This is a genomic window from Pseudomonas syringae group sp. J309-1 (assembly GCF_032582135.1).
Classification (GTDB): domain Bacteria; phylum Pseudomonadota; class Gammaproteobacteria; order Pseudomonadales; family Pseudomonadaceae; genus Aquipseudomonas; species Aquipseudomonas quasicaspiana.
Window position 1 is genome coordinate 13,923 of sequence record NZ_JAWHNU010000025.1, and the last position, 15,912, is coordinate 29,834.

11 protein-coding genes are annotated in these 15,912 nt (G+C 57.7%); 5 read left to right on the top strand and 6 right to left on the bottom strand.

Annotated features, from left to right (window positions below):
- Window positions 1–18: 18 nt before the first annotated feature.
- The gene (locus RX972_RS15010; RefSeq protein WP_122397157.1) at window positions 19–384 is read right to left on the bottom strand and encodes a hypothetical protein; all 366 of its coding nucleotides are present in this window, start codon (window positions 382–384) and stop codon (window positions 19–21) included.
- Between the two features lie 347 nt (window positions 385–731).
- Here RX972_RS15010 and RX972_RS15015 point away from each other — a divergent pair, with 347 nt between their 5' ends.
- Window positions 732–5,588, top strand: a complete 4,857-nt coding sequence (locus RX972_RS15015; RefSeq protein ID WP_316876553.1) for an NAD-glutamate dehydrogenase — start codon at window positions 732–734, stop codon at window positions 5,586–5,588.
- 468 nt (window positions 5,589–6,056) lie between these two features.
- Here RX972_RS15015 and acnB read toward each other — a convergent pair whose 3' ends face one another.
- The gene (gene acnB / locus RX972_RS15020; protein WP_316876555.1) at window positions 6,057–8,666 is read right to left on the bottom strand and encodes a bifunctional aconitate hydratase 2/2-methylisocitrate dehydratase; all 2,610 of its coding nucleotides are present in this window, start codon (window positions 8,664–8,666) and stop codon (window positions 6,057–6,059) included.
- Between the two features lie 395 nt (window positions 8,667–9,061).
- Between acnB and RX972_RS15025 the strand changes: the two genes are divergently transcribed.
- From RX972_RS15025 to pdxB, 3 genes are all read left to right on the top strand, one after another.
- Window positions 9,062–9,532, top strand: coding sequence for a DUF1289 domain-containing protein (locus RX972_RS15025; RefSeq protein WP_027898616.1), 471 nt, complete (start codon window positions 9,062–9,064; stop codon window positions 9,530–9,532).
- Window positions 9,533–9,581: 49 nt separating this feature from the next.
- Window positions 9,582–9,836 (top strand): sulfurtransferase TusA, encoded by a 255-nt coding sequence (gene tusA / locus RX972_RS15030; RefSeq protein ID WP_027898617.1) that lies wholly within the window; start codon window positions 9,582–9,584, stop codon window positions 9,834–9,836.
- A 209-nt stretch (window positions 9,837–10,045) separates the two neighbouring features.
- Window positions 10,046–11,194 carry a 4-phosphoerythronate dehydrogenase PdxB gene (gene pdxB / locus RX972_RS15035; RefSeq protein ID WP_316876560.1) on the top strand — a complete coding sequence of 383 codons (1,149 nt, stop codon included), beginning with the start codon at window positions 10,046–10,048 and terminating at the stop codon, window positions 11,192–11,194.
- Between the two features lies 1 nt (window position 11,195).
- Here the strand turns inward: pdxB and RX972_RS15040 are convergent, their stop codons facing one another.
- Both RX972_RS15040 and RX972_RS15045 read right to left on the bottom strand, forming a co-directional pair.
- Window positions 11,196–12,176 carry a zeta toxin family protein gene (locus RX972_RS15040; protein WP_316876562.1) on the bottom strand — a complete coding sequence of 327 codons (981 nt, stop codon included), beginning with the start codon at window positions 12,174–12,176 and terminating at the stop codon, window positions 11,196–11,198.
- 170 nt (window positions 12,177–12,346) lie between these two features.
- Window positions 12,347–12,517, bottom strand: coding sequence for a PA1571 family protein (locus RX972_RS15045; RefSeq protein ID WP_316876564.1), 171 nt, complete (start codon window positions 12,515–12,517; stop codon window positions 12,347–12,349).
- A 286-nt stretch (window positions 12,518–12,803) separates the two neighbouring features.
- Here RX972_RS15045 and RX972_RS15050 point away from each other — a divergent pair, with 286 nt between their 5' ends.
- Complete coding sequence (locus tag RX972_RS15050) at window positions 12,804–14,582, top strand: ABC transporter transmembrane domain-containing protein (RefSeq protein ID WP_099269689.1); 1,779 nt, start codon at window positions 12,804–12,806, stop codon at window positions 14,580–14,582.
- A 122-nt stretch (window positions 14,583–14,704) separates the two neighbouring features.
- On the opposite strand, the gene RX972_RS15055 is transcribed toward RX972_RS15050, so the two are convergent.
- Together RX972_RS15055 and RX972_RS15060 are read right to left on the bottom strand one after the other, a co-directional pair.
- Window positions 14,705–14,986, bottom strand: a complete 282-nt coding sequence (locus RX972_RS15055; protein WP_316876568.1) for a pyrimidine/purine nucleoside phosphorylase — start codon at window positions 14,984–14,986, stop codon at window positions 14,705–14,707.
- Window positions 14,987–15,075: 89 nt separating this feature from the next.
- Window positions 15,076–15,618 carry an exonuclease domain-containing protein gene (locus RX972_RS15060; protein ID WP_095093612.1) on the bottom strand — a complete coding sequence of 181 codons (543 nt, stop codon included), beginning with the start codon at window positions 15,616–15,618 and terminating at the stop codon, window positions 15,076–15,078.
- Window positions 15,619–15,912 lie beyond the last annotated feature (294 nt).

Below are 15,912 nucleotides of genomic sequence, written 5' to 3' on the forward strand. Positions count from 1 at the left end.
AGTCTTAATCAGGCCCGATCAAGACCCAGCCAGCTCACTCACATAAACCCCAACACCCTCAAGAATAATCACCAGCGTCTCTTCAACCTCCTTCAACTCATCCGCCGCCATGCCATGGCTGATCTCATAAAGGTGATGCCCATCCAGCGCCTTGCCATCCGCCGGATCAAGCTCAACCAGCAGACGCTCGGCACTGAACGTCACCTTGAGCTGCGAAACTGCAAGCACCTTGTCATCGCGTACCGTGATCTCGACTTCCTGCTCGTCCGGGAAGCGCGTCAGCGAAAACAGATCGCCGGTTTCACCGTGGCAGCACAGCAGCGCCATGTCGTCGTACTCGTCATCACAGGGGTTGACGATAAAGCTGGCAGTCTTGATTTGCATGAACGTTCCTGGCTTAAAAGCGGACAAGGAGCAATTTTGCCAGCGATTGGCAAGCAATGCCCAAGAGTTTCCTGCAACCAGATGACCGAATATGTCGCAGCACGACAAGTAACTGCCTGTCGGCTGTCGTTAAGCTGGGGGGGCGGATGAACGGTAGTGGGAGAAATCCTACCCTGCGTGTTGTTTTTTCCGGCAAGGGATGCAGAAAGCAAATGTGACGAGTCGTTCGCGGCAAGCGTTAGTTCTTTGGCTTATGCTGTGCCTCTGCCGTTTCATCCAGGCACAGCATGTGCAGGCAACACTTCCTTCAAGCTTCCTTCTAAAAAAGCACAAGCGGAGTACCTCAGATGGCGTTCTTCACCGCAGCCAGCAAGTCTGACTTTCAGCATCAACTGCAAGCAGCACTGGCGCAGCACATCAGTGAACAGGCACTGCCACAAGTGGCGCTGTTCGCTGAGCAATTCTTCGGCATTATTTCCCTCGACGAACTCACCCAGCGTCGGTTGTCCGACCTGGCGGGCTGCACCTTGTCAGCCTGGCGTCTGCTTGAACGTTTTGAACATGCCACCCCGCAGGTCCGCGTTTACAACCCCGATTACGAACGTCACGGCTGGCAATCCACGCACACCGCCGTTGAAGTATTGCACCACGATCTACCATTTCTGGTGGACTCGGTGCGCACCGAGCTGAACCGTCGCGGTTACAGCATCCACACCTTGCAAACCACCGTGCTCAGCGTGCGTCGCGACAGCAAGGGCGAGCTGCTGGAATTGCTACCTAAAGGCACCAGCGGCGAAGACGTGCTGCAAGAATCCCTGATGTACCTGGAGATCGACCGCTGTGCCAACGCCAGCGAGTTGAACGTGCTGGCCCGTGAACTGGAGCAAGTGCTCGGCGAAGTACGGGTTGCCGTAGAAGATTTCGAACCGATGAAGGCCAAGCTGAATGAGCTGCTGGCGGGCATCGATTCTGTGCAGTACGCCGTCGACGAGGGCGAGAAGTCCGAAATCAAGGCGTTCTTGCAATGGCTGGTGGATAACCACTTCACCTTCCTCGGTTACGAGGAGTTTGTTGTCAGCAATGAGGCCGATGGCGGTCAGTTGGTGTACGACGAATCGTCTTTCCTCGGGCTGACCAAACGTCTGCGTGCCGGCCTGAGTCACGAAGATCTGCACATCGAAGACTACGCCGTCAGCTACTTGCACGAGCCGATGCTGCTGTCGTTCGCCAAGGCCGCGCACCCGAGCCGTGTGCACCGCCCGGCGTATCCTGATTATGTGTCGATCCGCCAGATCGACGCCTCGGGCAAGGTGCTCAAGGAATGCCGCTTCATGGGCCTCTACACCTCCTCGGTGTATGGCGAAAGCGTTCGCGAGATTCCGTACATCCGCCGCAAGGTGGCTGAAATCGAGCACCGCTCCGGCTTCCATCCCAAGGCTCACCTTGGGAAAGAGCTGGCGCAAGTCGTCGAAGTTCTGCCTCGCGATGATCTGTTCCAGACTCCGGTGGACGAGCTGTTCAATACCGTGATGTCCATCGTGCAGATTCAGGAGCGCAACAAGATTCGCGTGTTCCTGCGCAAAGACCCTTATGGTCGCTTCTGCTATTGCCTGGCTTATGTGCCACGCGACATCTATTCCACTGAAGTGCGGCAGAAGATCCAGCAAGTCCTGATGGAACGCCTCAAGGCCAGTGACTGCGAGTTCTGGACCTTCTTCTCCGAGTCGGTGCTGGCCCGCGTGCAGTTGATTCTGCGGGTGGACCCGAAGGTCGCGCTGAACATCGATCCGGTGCAGCTGGAAAACGAAGTGATTCAGGCTTGCCGCTCCTGGAAAGACGACTACGCCAGCCTGGTGGTCGAAAGCTTCGGCGAAGCCCACGGCACCAATGTGCTGGCGGATTTCCCGAAAGGCTTCCCGGCAGGTTATCGCGAGCGTTTCGCAGCGCATTCGGCCGTGGTCGACATGCAGCACTTGCTTAACCTGAGCGAAGCCAAGCCGCTGGTGATGAGCTTCTATCAGCCGTTGTCCGGGGACAAGGCGCAGTTGCATTGCAAGCTGTACCACGCCGACACACCGCTGGCCCTGTCTGACGTATTGCCGATTCTGGAAAACCTTGGCCTGCGTGTGCTGGGTGAGTTTCCTTATCGTTTGCGCCACACCAATGGCCGTGAGTTCTGGATTCATGACTTCGCGTTCACGGCCGCTGAAGGTCTGGAAATCGACATCCAGCAACTCAACGACACGCTGCAGGACGCTTTTGTCCATATCGTGCGTGGCGATGCGGAGAACGATGCGTTCAACCGCCTTGTTCTGACTGCCGGTCTGCCGTGGCGTGACGTGGCGTTGCTGCGTGCCTACGCCCGTTACCTGAAACAGATTCGCCTGGGCTTCGACCTTGGCTACATCGCCAGCACCCTGAACAACCACACGGACATTGCCCGTGAGCTGACCCGGTTGTTCAAAACCCGCTTCTATCTGGCGCGCAAACTGACCACTGACGATCTGGACGACAAGCAATTGCGTCTGGAGCAGGCGATTCTTTCCGCCCTGGACGACGTTCAGGTGCTCAATGAAGACCGCATCCTGCGTCGTTATCTGGACCTGATCAAAGCCACCCAGCGCACCAACTTCTACCAGCCTGACGCCAACGGTCAGAACAAGAGCTACTTCAGCTTCAAATTCAACCCGCGCCTGATTCCAGAGCTGCCCAAGCCGGTGCCGAAGTTTGAAATCTTCGTGTACTCGCCGCGTGTCGAAGGCGTGCATCTGCGCTTCGGTAATGTGGCACGTGGTGGCCTGCGCTGGTCGGACCGTGAAGAAGACTTCCGTACTGAAGTCCTGGGTCTGGTGAAAGCCCAGCACGTGAAGAACTCGGTGATCGTGCCTGTGGGGGCCAAAGGCGGATTCCTGCCGCGTCGCCTGCCATTGGGTGGTAGCCGTGATGATATCCAGGCCGAAGGTATCGCCTGCTATCGCATCTTCATCTCCGGTTTGCTGGATATCACCGACAACCTGAAAGAGGGCGGGCTGGTTCCGCCGGCCAACGTCGTGCGTCATGACGACGATGACCCATACCTGGTGGTCGCGGCGGACAAAGGCACTGCGACCTTCTCCGACATCGCCAACGGCATCGCCATCGACTACGGCTTCTGGCTGGGCGACGCGTTTGCTTCCGGTGGTTCGGCCGGTTATGACCACAAGAAAATGGGCATCACTGCCAAAGGTGCGTGGGTCGGTGTGCAGCGTCACTTCCGTGAGCGCAACATCAACGTGCAGCAGGACAGCATCAGCGTCATCGGTATCGGTGACATGGCCGGTGACGTGTTCGGCAACGGCTTGCTGATGTCCGACAAGCTGCAACTGGTGGCGGCGTTCAACCACCTGCATATCTTCATTGATCCAAACCCGGATCCAGCCAGCAGTTTCATCGAGCGCAAGCGTCTGTATGACCTGCCGCGTTCGGCCTGGACCGATTACGACACCAGCATCATGTCGGCAGGCGGCGGGATCTTCCCGCGCAGTGCGAAAAGCATCGCCATCACGCCACAGATGAAAGAACGCTTCGACATCAAGGCTGACAAGCTGACCCCGACCGAGCTGCTCAATGCGCTGCTCAAGGCGCCGGTTGATCTGTTGTGGAACGGCGGCATCGGGACTTACGTCAAGTCCAGCGAAGAAAGCCACGCCGATGTCGGTGACAAGGCCAACGACGCGCACCGGGTCAACGGTGACGAGCTGCGCTGCAAGGTGGTGGGCGAGGGCGGTAACCTGGGCATGACTCAACTGGGTCGTGTCGAGTTCGCGCTCAATGGTGGCAGTTCCAACACTGACTTCATCGACAACGCGGCGGGCGTCGACTGCTCCGACCATGAAGTGAACATCAAGATCCTGCTCAACGAAGTGGTGCAGGCCGGCGACATGACCGAAAAGCAGCGTAATCAGCTGCTGGAAAGCATGACCGACGAAGTCGGCAACCTGGTGTTGGGCAACAACTACAAGCAAACCCAGGCGCTGTCTCTGGCAACGCGTCGTGCCTACGAACGCATTGCTGAGTACAAGCGCCTGATGGCGGACCTGGAAGCCCGTGGCAAGCTGGATCGCGCCATTGAGTTCCTGCCTGCTGAAGAGCAGATCAGTGAGCGCGTGGCGGCCGGTCATGGCCTGACGCGTCCAGAACTGTCGGTATTGATCTCCTACAGCAAGATCGATCTGAACGAGGCGTTACTGGAATCCCGCGTACCGGATGATGATTATCTGGCTCGCGACATGGAAACCGCGTTCCCGCCATCGCTGGGTGCCAAGTATTCCGGCGCCATGCGTCAGCACCGTCTCAAGCGCGAAATCGTCAGCACCCAGATCGCCAACGATCTGGTCAACCACATGGGCATCACTTTCGTGCAGCGACTCAAAGAGTCCACCGGCATGAGTGCGGCCAACGTGGCGGGCGCTTACGTGATCGTGCGTGACATCTTCCACCTTCCGCACTGGTTCCGTCAGATCGAGGCGCTGGACTACAAGGTGCCTGCCGAGATTCAGTTGGCATTGATGGACGAGTTGATGCGCCTCGGCCGCCGCGCGACGCGCTGGTTCCTGCGCAGCCGTCGCAACGAGCTGGACGCGGCGCGTGATGTTGCGCACTTCGGTCCGCACCTCGCTGCACTGGGTCTGAAGCTGGACGAACTGCTGGAAGGCCCGACTCGCGAAGTCTGGCAGACCCGCTATCAAGCCTATGTCGAAGCAGGCGTGCCGGAGTTGTTGGCGCGCATGGTTGCGGGCACCAGCCACTTGTACACGTTGCTGCCGATCATCGAAGCGTCTGATGTCACCGGGCAGAACGCTGCCGACGTGGCCAAGGCTTACTTCGCAGTGGGCAGCGCGCTGGACGTGACCTGGTACTTGCAACAGATCAGCAGCCTGCCGGTGGAAAACAACTGGCAAGCCCTGGCCCGCGAAGCGTTCCGTGATGACATCGACTGGCAGCAACGGGCGATCACCATCTCGGTTCTGCAGATGGCCGATGGTCCTGCTGACATCGAGGAGCGCCTGAACCTGTGGCTTGAACAGCACAGCGCTATGGTCGACCGCTGGCGCGCCATGCTGGTAGACATCCGCGCAGCAAGCGGCACGGATTACGCGATGTATGCAGTAGCCAACCGTGAGCTGCTGGATCTGGCCATGAGCGGCCAGGCTATTACCGTTTGATGGTTTAGTCCGTCTGTAATGAGAAAGCCCTGCATCGCGAGATGTGGGGCTTTTTTATGGGTGATACCCATGCCTGTTGGAGCGAGGCTCGCCCGTGATACATGAGAAGTAGCTACCAGTCACAACGCGTTATCGTTTATCGCGAGCAAGCTCAGCTCCCACAGGGGATCGCCGATATCTGTGGGAGCTGGGCTTGCCCGCGATACATGAGACGCATCTAGAAGTCACACCGCGTTATCGTTTATCGTCGGAATGCCGCCCAGACCAAGCCCGGCTCCCACAGGGGATCGCCGATATCTGTGGGAGCCGGGCTTGCCCGCGATACATGAGAAGTAGATACCAGTCACACCGCGCTATCGTTTATCGTCGGAATGCCGCTCAGACCAAGCCCTGCTCCAACAGATAAAAGCCAGCCCAATAAAAAACCCCGTCACAAGGACGGGGTTCTTTTAACGCTGTGTTTCGCTTTTACGCTTGAACAACCGGAATGTTGGCGCTCGCTGCGATGTCGCGGAACTCGGCGATCTGATCGAAGCTCAGGTAGCGGTATACGTCCGCTGCCATGGTGTCGATCTGTTTCGCGTATTCCATGTACTCCTCGACGGTCGGCAGGCGACCCAGGATCGAAGCAACGGATGCCAGTTCGGCCGAGGCCAGGTAGACATTCGCGCCGTCGCCCAGACGGTTCGGGAAGTTACGGGTCGAAGTCGACACAACCGTCGAGTTCGGCTCTACACGTGCCTGGTTACCCATGCACAGCGAGCAGCCCGGCATTTCCATGCGCGCGCCAGCTTTGCCGTAGATGCCGTAGTAGCCTTCTTCCGTCAGCTGGTGAGCATCCATCTTGGTTGGCGGCGAGAGCCACAGACGCGTTGGCAACTGGCCTTTGACCTTGTCCAGCAACTTGCCCGCAGCGCGGAAGTGGCCGATGTTGGTCATGCACGAACCGATGAACACTTCGTCGATCTTCTCGCCAGCAACGCTGGACAGCAGACGGGCGTCGTCCGGATCGTTCGGTGCGCAGAGCACTGGCTCGTTGACGTCGTTCAGGTCGATTTCGATGATTTCAGCGTATTCCGCGTCAGCATCGGCAACCATCAACTCAGGGTTGGCAACCCAGGCTTCCATCGCTTGAGCGCGACGTTCCAGAGTACGAACATCGCCGTAACCTTCGCCGATCATCCAGCGCAGCAGGGTGATGTTGGAGTTCAGGTACTCGGTGATCGACTCTTTCGACAGCTTGATGGTGCAACCGGCAGCAGAGCGCTCGGCCGAGGCGTCGGACAGTTCAAATGCCTGTTCGATGCTCAGGTCATCAAGGCCTTCGATCTCCAGAATGCGACCAGAGAATGCGTTTTTCTTGCCTTTCTTCTCAACAGTCAGCAAGCCCGACTGAATGGCGAAGTAAGGAATGGCGTGAACCAGGTCACGCAGGGTGATGCCAGGCTTCATCTTGCCTTTGAAACGCACCAGAATCGATTCCGGCATGTCCAGTGGCATAACGCCGGTGGCCGCAGCAAACGCAACCAGACCAGAACCGGCCGGGAACGAAATGCCCATCGGGAAACGGGTGTGGGAGTCACCACCGGTACCAACGGTGTCCGGCAGCAGCATGCGGTTCAGCCAGCTGTGGATGATGCCGTCGCCCGGACGCAGGGATACGCCGCCACGGGTCATGATGAAGTCAGGCAGCGTGTGGTGCGTGGTGACGTCGATCGGCTTTGGATAAGCAGCGGTGTGGCAGAAGGACTGCATGACCAGATCAGCGGAGAAGCCCAGGCACGCCAGGTCTTTCAGCTCGTCACGGGTCATCGGGCCAGTGGTGTCCTGGGAACCGACGGTGGTCATCTTCGGTTCGCAGTAGGTGCCTGGACGAACGCCCTGGCCTTCCGGCAGGCCGCACGCCTTGCCAACCATCTTCTGTGCCAGGGTGTAGCCCTTGCCAGTGTCGACCGGTGCTTCCGGCAGTTTGAACAGATCGGTAGGGCCCAGGCCCAGCTCGGCACGAGCCTTGTCGGTCAAGCCACGGCCGATGATCAACGGGATACGGCCGCCAGCACGGACTTCGTCCAACAGAACCGGTGTCTTCATTTCGAAGGTGGTCAGGACTTCGTCAGTGCCGTGTTTGCAGACTTTGCCAGCATGCGGATACAGGTCGATCACGTCGCCCATGTTCATGTTGCTGACGTCGAATTCGATTGGCAGTGCGCCGGCATCTTCCATGGTGTTGTAGAAGATCGGAGCGATTTTGCTGCCGAAGCAGAAACCGCCAGCGCGCTTGTTCGGCACGTAAGGAACGTCGTCGCCGAAGAACCACAGCACCGAGTTGGTGGCGGATTTACGCGAAGAACCGGTACCGACCACGTCGCCTACGTAGGCAATCGGGAAGCCCTGGCCGCGCATTTCTTCGATCTGTTTCATCGGACCGATGGAGCCTTGTACGTCCGGAACGATCCCTTCACGGGCCATTTTCAGCATGGCCAGGGCGTGCAGGGGGATGTCAGGACGCGACCATGCGTCTGGCGCAGGAGAGAGGTCGTCGGTGTTGGTTTCGCCAGTCACCTTGAAGACGCGAAGGCTGATCTTGTCGGCCAGGGTAGGGCGCTTCTTGAACCATTCGCCGTCAGCCCAAGACTGCATGACAGCCTTGGCGTGGGCGTTGCCGCTCTTGGCTTTTTCTGCCACGTCGTGGAACGCATCGAACATCAGCAGCGTGTGCTTCAGTTGTTCGGCGGCGACCGGGGCCAGCGTTGCGTCATCCAGCAGGTCAACCATGGTGACGATGTTGTAACCGCCCTGCATGGTGCCCAGCAGTTCAACGGCGCGCTTCTTGTCGATCAGGGGAGAAGTGGCTTCGCCCTTGGCCAGGGCAGACAGGAAACCGGCTTTGACGTAGGCAGCTTCGTCAACGCCAGGTGGAATGCGATTGGTGATCAGGTCAACGAGAAAATCTTCTTCGCCGGCCGGGGGATTCTTCAGCAGTTCGATCAAGCCGGCAGTTTGTTCGGCGTTAAGCGGCTGGGGCACGATACCCTGGGCGGCACGCTCTTCGATGTGTTTACGGTAGGCTTCAAGCACAGTATTACCCTCATCAGTGGTCCCAAATGGGTGTCCGGGACGCTCATCCAGGAATTGCCCGAAAAACCTGCACGACGAAACTTTTCGAGTTCCTTGGCCAGGGTTTTCGGCAATTCCTTACAGAAGCTGTTTTCAAAGTTTTACGCCTGCAGGACGGCTGATGAGTGTTGACGAGGGCTTGAATCCTGCGTCAACACCGGACTGCTGGGTTACTTTGACTGTGCTCGTGACGCTTTGAAAACAGCTTCCAACGGACATTGGCGCCTTAAAAGGCTCGCTGATTCTACGGCAAATCTTCCATAAAGGTAAGTTAGCCCTACACGTTCGGGGGTGATCGTTGTTAGACAAAGGGCTAATATGCGAGCTCGTTCTCGCCTGTCGTTGCCCTGCCTGCCATGCCCAATCAAATCATTAAAACGCCCTGCGTCGGCCTTTGTTCCACTGTTTACGGGGACCTGGTGTGCCGTGGCTGCAAGCGTTTCCACCATGAAGTGATCCACTGGAACGGTTACGACGAAGAGCAGAAGAGGGCGGTTTGGCTAAGGCTCGAACAACTGCTGGTTCAGGTGATGACTGCCAAGCTGGAAGTATTCGACGCGGGCAAACTGCGTGCGCAACTGGAACTGCGAAAAATCCGCTTCGTGCCTGCTCAGTCGGAATATTGCTGGGCTTATCAACTGATTGCGCGGGGCGCGCGGGTCATCACCAATATTGAAGCCTACGGCATGGTGCTGATGCCGGAGTTCCGCGACTGGGCCTTGCCTGACTTGCGCGATGCCATTGATCGGGAATTTTTCCTGCTGTCCGAAGCTCACTACGAACGCTACATCGCACCGGGCTTCCTCAAGGATGCGTTTGGCAGCTAGCGACATGCCCGCATACGCGGGATAATGCCCGCCAGTTTCTGGAGTGCTTATGTCTGAACCCATCCAAAGCCAGCCCGTCGACGCCATTCTCGATGCCACCGGCCTCAATTGCCCTGAGCCGGTGATGATGCTGCATCAGAAAGTCCGCGACCTGCCTGCTGGCGGCCTGCTCAAGGTCATCGCCACTGACCCGTCCACACGCCGTGACATTCCCAAGTTCTGTGTTTTCCTGGGCCATGATCTGGTCGATCAAGAGGCTGCAGACGGGACGTTTCTGTACTGGATTCGCAAGAAGCTGGATTGATTCCGAAGGATTAGCATCTGGCACAGGACTTTTGTGGGAGCAGAGCTTGCTCGCGATAAGGCTGGATGCGGTTTGATTTGAATCGCATCCGGCCTTATCGCGAGCAAGCTCTGCTCCCACAACGACTGCATTCCACATCAACTTGCTCGTTGACCTTCCTATCCCTCCCGATCAATGCCTAAACTGCCGCCGCCTCCAGGGAGTACACCATGCGAATTGTTGCTGACGAAAATATTCCGTTGCTCGACGCGTTCTTTGCCGGTTTCGGCGAGATTCAGCGCTTGCCCGGCCGTTCCATTGACCGGGCTGCCGTAGCAGATGCGGACATTCTGTTGGTGCGCTCGGTAACGCCGGTCACCCGCGAATTGCTCGAAGGCAGCCCGGTACGCTTTGTCGGCACTTGCACCATCGGCACTGATCATCTGGACCTGGATTATTTTCAGGAGGCGGGTATTCAGTGGTCCAGTGCGCCGGGCTGTAATGCCCGTGGTGTAGTGGATTATGTCCTGGGCAGTTTGCTGACCCTCGCGGAAATCGAGGGCGTGGATCTGACGCAGCGTACTTATGGCGTAGTCGGCGCGGGGCAGGTGGGCGGTCGGTTAATCAACGTGCTGAAGGCGCTGGGCTGGAATGTGCTGGTCTGCGATCCGCCTCGGCAAGCCGTTGAAGGCGGCGACTTCGTCAGCCTTGAGGAAATCCTCCAGCGCTGTGATGTGATCAGCCTGCACACCCCGCTGGACAAGGGGGGCGCGAATCCTACCTGGCATTTGCTCGATCAAACGAGGTTGCAGCAACTCAAGCACGGCAGTTGGCTGATCAATGCCAGCCGTGGCGCTGTGGTCGATAACGCCGCCTTGCATGACACGCTGCTGGCGCGCGAAGACCTGCAAGCCGTGCTCGACGTCTGGGAAGGCGAGCCCAGCGTGAATACCGACCTCGCCGACCTGTGCGTGATCGGCACACCGCATATTGCGGGTTACAGCCTTGATGGGCGGCAGCGGGGCACTGCGCAGATTTATCAGGCTTTGTGTGGGTTCCTTGGACAGGAAGTACAGATCAGTCTTTCCGATCTGCTGCCCAAGCCCTGGCTGGCAGAAGTCACTCTGGATGGCCATACCCACCCGGTCTGGGCCATGAACACGCTGTGCCGTGGCGTCTACGACCCGCGCCGTGATGATGCCGACTTCCGACGTAGCCTGGTGGGTGACTCGACCCAACAGCGGCTGGCCTTCGATGCCCTGCGTAAAAACTATCCGCCGCGCCGGGAAATCGAAGGCCTACGGGTCAGAATTCACGGTCCGTCAGAGCCTTTGAGCAGGGTCGTTCGGGCATTGGGCGCGGTGCTTGTCGACGACTGAATCACTCGGTGTACTTCTTGATGTAGACCCACAGTGTTTCGGCAAGACGCGTCGGGATCTGCTTCCAGAACGGACGCATGCGTGACAGAGCGCTATAGGCTTCCTGCCAGGCCTGTGTTCGTTCCAGCGCGCCACTAACCGGGGCTTCAACCAATGCAATGAAACTGGCGAAGCTGCAGGGCAGAGGCAACTGTTCGCTGCGTTCGATACGATGAGTCTGCTCCTTCACAGTTCTGGTCGTGCCGTCTTCGTCGGTGAATGCGTAAGGCGTCAGCGTGTCGATGCGCTCACAACGGCTGCTGCAAAGTTTTCGGCGGTTTTTTAGCACGCCAAAACCCCTTTCGTACATAGTGATGGTCGAACCGCTGACTCGCATGCAGGCAGTTTCGAACGCGTTAAGGATCACCTCGGCGTTTTCGATACTGGTCTCGATGGTAGCGATGTCGACGAACCGCTCAAGCGTCCCGTTCTCCAATGCGCCCAGTGTGCGATGGATCGTCGACAAGTGAACGAAATCCTTCTTGCAACCGATCAGGTGCACATCGAACTGATAAGTCGAAAGCTCCGGACCCGAAATGACACTGGCGAACGCCTTGGAGTCGAGTGCCGTCTCCATGATGATGTTGAACCTGTTTTCATGGGCATGCTTGAAGATGCGACTGCACAGTTCCCAGATAAAGCCTTCAGTGTGCTTGTAGCGGCTGATCACATCCTGCCCGGCGAATTCCTCGTAACGAGGGTGTAGCTCACGAAAGCTCTCCTGATACAGCTGCACGTAGTTGCCGTAGTGGCCACCTTTGAGCAGGGTATTGTTCAGCATGTAGGTCTTGCCGGAACCTTGCACCCCGGCGACCACGAGGATCTTTGGTGCAGGATTGCCGTCATCGCCAATGTCCCTTCTGACCGCGAACAGGGTTTTCTCCAGCCCGGTGTAAACCTCTTCCAGTTCCTTTGGGGTATAGGTGTAGTGTGTTGCGGACATGCTGGTCTTCCTTGAATTGAGTCATTTTGACTGTTGAAGACCAGGGACGTAATCGCAAGCTCAGCGTCCTCGCAATGGGATAAAGCCGACGTTCATTGCGGGAATTTTCTTGGCGTGCATAAAAAAACCCGGCACTCAGGCCGGGTTTCAAGGGAATCTGCTTATCAATCTTATTTTTCAGGTGTAACCCAGTTTTTGTCGCATTCCTGACAAGCGGCCTGAACCATCTCCTCAGTGATCACGACTTCGCGCCCGTCCTTGTCCAGGATTGCGCCGCCTACGGGCAGCTGCGGGTTGGCTCGTACGACTGGCACTTCATTGCTGTCTGCTTGCAAGCTCATGGCCTGTCTCCTTCATCAGGTGTTGTGCTTAGACTAACCGCGTTCAATGACTCTGCCGTGACATCCCTTGGCACATCAAACGCGCGTCAAGTCCACCAGAAACTGCACATAACCGCCAGCGTTCGCTTAGATCAATCCTGTCTAGCGCAAGGTCATGACGGTCATAACCATGCGACTAAGGCCAATCGCCATAGTTCATCAATACCTGCCGGGTGGTAATAGCAGAGAAATGCCCGTCGGACCGGTGTAGGCTCTGGCTTCAGCCTTTTATGCGGGTCCAGCTTTCATGGCTTCATTGCTTTCCAGTCGTCAGCGCCAGGCCATTCGTCTGGCGGCGCAGTTCATGGCTCCTTATCGCTGGCAAACGGTTGGCGCGCTGATCGCGCTCATCGTTACAGCCGGGATTACCCTGTCGATCGGGCAGGGGATCAAAATGCTGGTGGACCAGGGTTTCGTCACCCGCTCACCGCACCTGCTCAATCAATCCATCGGTGTGTTCATGCTGCTGGTCATGGGCCTGGCGGCTGGCACCTTCGTGCGTTTTTATCTGGTGTCGTGGATTGGCGAGCGAGTGGTGGCGGACTTGCGCAAGAAGGTCTTCGATCACCTGATCAATCTGCATCCGGGCTTCTACGAAAATAATCGAAGCTCCGAGATACAGTCGCGGCTGACGGCCGATACCACGTTGCTGCAATCGGTAATCGGTTCGTCGCTGTCGATGTTCCTGCGCAATGCCTTGATGGTAATTGGCGGGATTATTCTGTTGTTCATCACCAACCCGAAACTCACCAGCATTGTCGTTGTAGCGCTGCCGCTGGTGGTGGCGCCGATCCTGATCTTTGGCCGTCGCGTGCGCAGCCTGTCCCGGGAAAGTCAGGATCGTGTCGCAGATGTCGGCAGTTACGTGTCCGAAGCGTTGGGGCAGATCAAGACGGTTCAGGCCTACAACCATCAGCAGCAGGACAAGGCGCGCTTCGCGAAGACGGCCGAAGATGCGTTCCAGACCGCTCGCAAGCGCATTCTGCAACGCTCATGGCTGATCACACTGGTGATCGTGCTGGTATTGGGTGCGGTGGCGGTCATGCTGTGGGTCGGTGGCATGGATGTCATCGAGGGTACGATCTCCAGCGGTGAACTGGCTGCGTTCGTGTTTTACGCGCTGATCGTAGGGAGCGCCTTCGGCACCCTGAGCGAAGTGATTGGTGAACTGCAACGGGCGGCGGGTGCGGCCGAACGTATTTCGGAACTGCTGCGGGCCAAAAGCGAAATCACGCCACCGGCCAGCGGTCTATTGCAATTGCCGGAGCGGATCAGCGGTCGTCTGGCATTGGAGTCCGTGAGCTTCAGCTATCCGTCACGTCCCGAACACAAGGCGGTGGATAACCTGACCCTGACCATTGAACCGGGGGAAACCCTGGCGCTGGTCGGTCCCTCCGGTGCGGGTAAATCGACACTGTTTGATTTGCTGCTGCGTTTCTACGATCCGCAGGCGGGGCAAATTCTCATCGAAGGCTTGCCGATTGCGCAGCTGGATCCGCAGGATTTGCGTCGTCACTTTGCGCTGGTCTCGCAGACGCCCGCGCTGTTTTTCGGCAGTGTTGAAGACAACATTCGCTACGGCAATGCCAGCGCCAGCACTGAACAGGTTGAAGCGGCTGCGCGCATTGCCCACGCCCATGAGTTCATCCTGCAAATGGCCAACGGATATCAGACGCATCTGGGAGATGGCGGGCTCGGCTTGTCCGGTGGGCAGCGTCAACGCCTGGCCATTGCCCGGGCGTTGTTAGTGGATGCACCGATTCTGTTGCTGGACGAAGCAACCAGTGCGCTGGATGCCCAGAGTGAACACCTGATTCAGGAAGCGTTACCGGGCTTGATGAAAGGCCGTACTACATTGGTCATCGCCCATCGACTGGCCACGGTGCAAAACGCCGACCGGATTGCCGTTATCGATCAAGGGAAACTGGTCGCCGTCGGGACGCATCAGCAATTGATTGTCAGCAATCCGCTGTATGCGAGACTCGCGGCATTGCAGTTCAATGCGCGGGGGGATGAGGTGGTTTGAGTCGTGCCGGGATTTAAACCGAGTCGACCTTATCGCGGGCAAGCCCTGCTCCCACAAGGGGATGTAATCTCATGTGGGAGCTGGGCTTGCCCGCGATAGGGGATACAAAAAGTCGATATGTCTCAGCGATACTCACAAAGATAAGCGGTATCAACAGCCACTTTCAGCTGGAACTTGCTATTGGCCGGGACGTTGAACTGGCTGCCGGTTTCGAAGGTTTCCCAATCGGTGCTGTCTGGCAGTTTGACGCTCAGGCTGCCGGAAATGACGTGCATGATTTCCCGCTGTGCAGTACCGAACTCGTATCCTCCCGCGGCCATCACACCAATCGTGGCTTGCCCTTCAGCTTGAGCGAAGGCGATGGATTTAACGGTGCCGTCGAAGTACTCGTTGACTTTGAACATGGCGATTCCTCGATAAGGGCTGGAAATTTGGGCGGCCAGTATGCCCAAGCCTGCTCAAACCGTCACCCGCTTTAGAACGCGAGTGCCAATCAGTTAGGAAGAATCAGGGGCAACAGCCGAGCGGTGTTCCGGGCGTCAACCAGGGCCCGGTGTTGCTGACCGTTGAATTGCATGCCCGCCAGTTGCAGGGCACCGTTCAGTCCCATGGGCCGCTGCAACTGGCGCTCCTTGGCGAAGCGTTGCTTGAGGTTCACGTGGGGCACGGTGCTCAGAAAACTCGTCAGGTTGTGCTGCCGCCATTCCTGCTCCAGTTGCTGGCGATCATAGTCACCCCAACTCGCCCAGCCCACGACTCGCGCCTGATGGTGGCTGATCCAGCGCTCGAACGCGGGCCATACAGTGGTCAGCGGCGCGGCGCTGTCGATGTTGCTTTGGCTGATGTGGGTCAGCTCCCTGCAGAAGTTCGTCAGCAAGGGCCGACGCACCGGGCGCACAAAACGCTCGAAATGATCCAGTTCGCGCCCGTCCTGATTGACCAGCGTCGCCCCGATTTCGATGATCTCCATTTCTGCTACCGGCCAGCCGCCTTCTTCGGTCGTGGCTTCCAGATCAATCACCAACCAGTGCGGCATCTGAAGCTCCTGTCCAAAGTCGTTGATCCATTTCAGACCAAGCGTAGCCACATTCAACTGCATACGTCTATCGACGTGACTTCCAGCAACATTAGCCATTAGTCGTTGAGCCTGGCTGACATAACTCATAGATCGACAACCGATCCGCCAATCCGTGCGATGACCTTTCGCTAGCGGCTAATACGCAGTGCTTTCGGGACGGTATTTATTTCTTGGCCGAGCGCTTGCCTGGTTGCGCGGGCGAGCATAGATTGCTGAGCGAGTGGCAATACTGGGATCAGTTAGCCGATGAAG

Coding starts and splice junctions, on each gene's coding strand:
- RX972_RS15025 (WP_027898616.1), top strand. CDS start 9,062: ATGCCCAATCAAATCATTAAAACGCCCTGCGTCGGCCTTTGTTCCACT.
- RX972_RS15015 (WP_316876553.1), top strand. CDS start 732: ATGGCGTTCTTCACCGCAGCCAGCAAGTCTGACTTTCAGCATCAACTG.
- RX972_RS15055 (WP_316876568.1), bottom strand. CDS start 14,986: ATGTTCAAAGTCAACGAGTACTTCGACGGCACCGTTAAATCCATCGCC.
- tusA (WP_027898617.1), top strand. CDS start 9,582: ATGTCTGAACCCATCCAAAGCCAGCCCGTCGACGCCATTCTCGATGCC.
- RX972_RS15045 (WP_316876564.1), bottom strand. CDS start 12,517: ATGAGCTTGCAAGCAGACAGCAATGAAGTGCCAGTCGTACGAGCCAAC.
- RX972_RS15040 (WP_316876562.1), bottom strand. CDS start 12,176: ATGTCCGCAACACACTACACCTATACCCCAAAGGAACTGGAAGAGGTT.
- pdxB (WP_316876560.1), top strand. CDS start 10,046: ATGCGAATTGTTGCTGACGAAAATATTCCGTTGCTCGACGCGTTCTTT.
- RX972_RS15060 (WP_095093612.1), bottom strand. CDS start 15,618: ATGCCGCACTGGTTGGTGATTGATCTGGAAGCCACGACCGAAGAAGGC.
- RX972_RS15050 (WP_099269689.1), top strand. CDS start 12,804: ATGGCTTCATTGCTTTCCAGTCGTCAGCGCCAGGCCATTCGTCTGGCG.
- RX972_RS15010 (WP_122397157.1), bottom strand. CDS start 384: ATGCAAATCAAGACTGCCAGCTTTATCGTCAACCCCTGTGATGACGAG.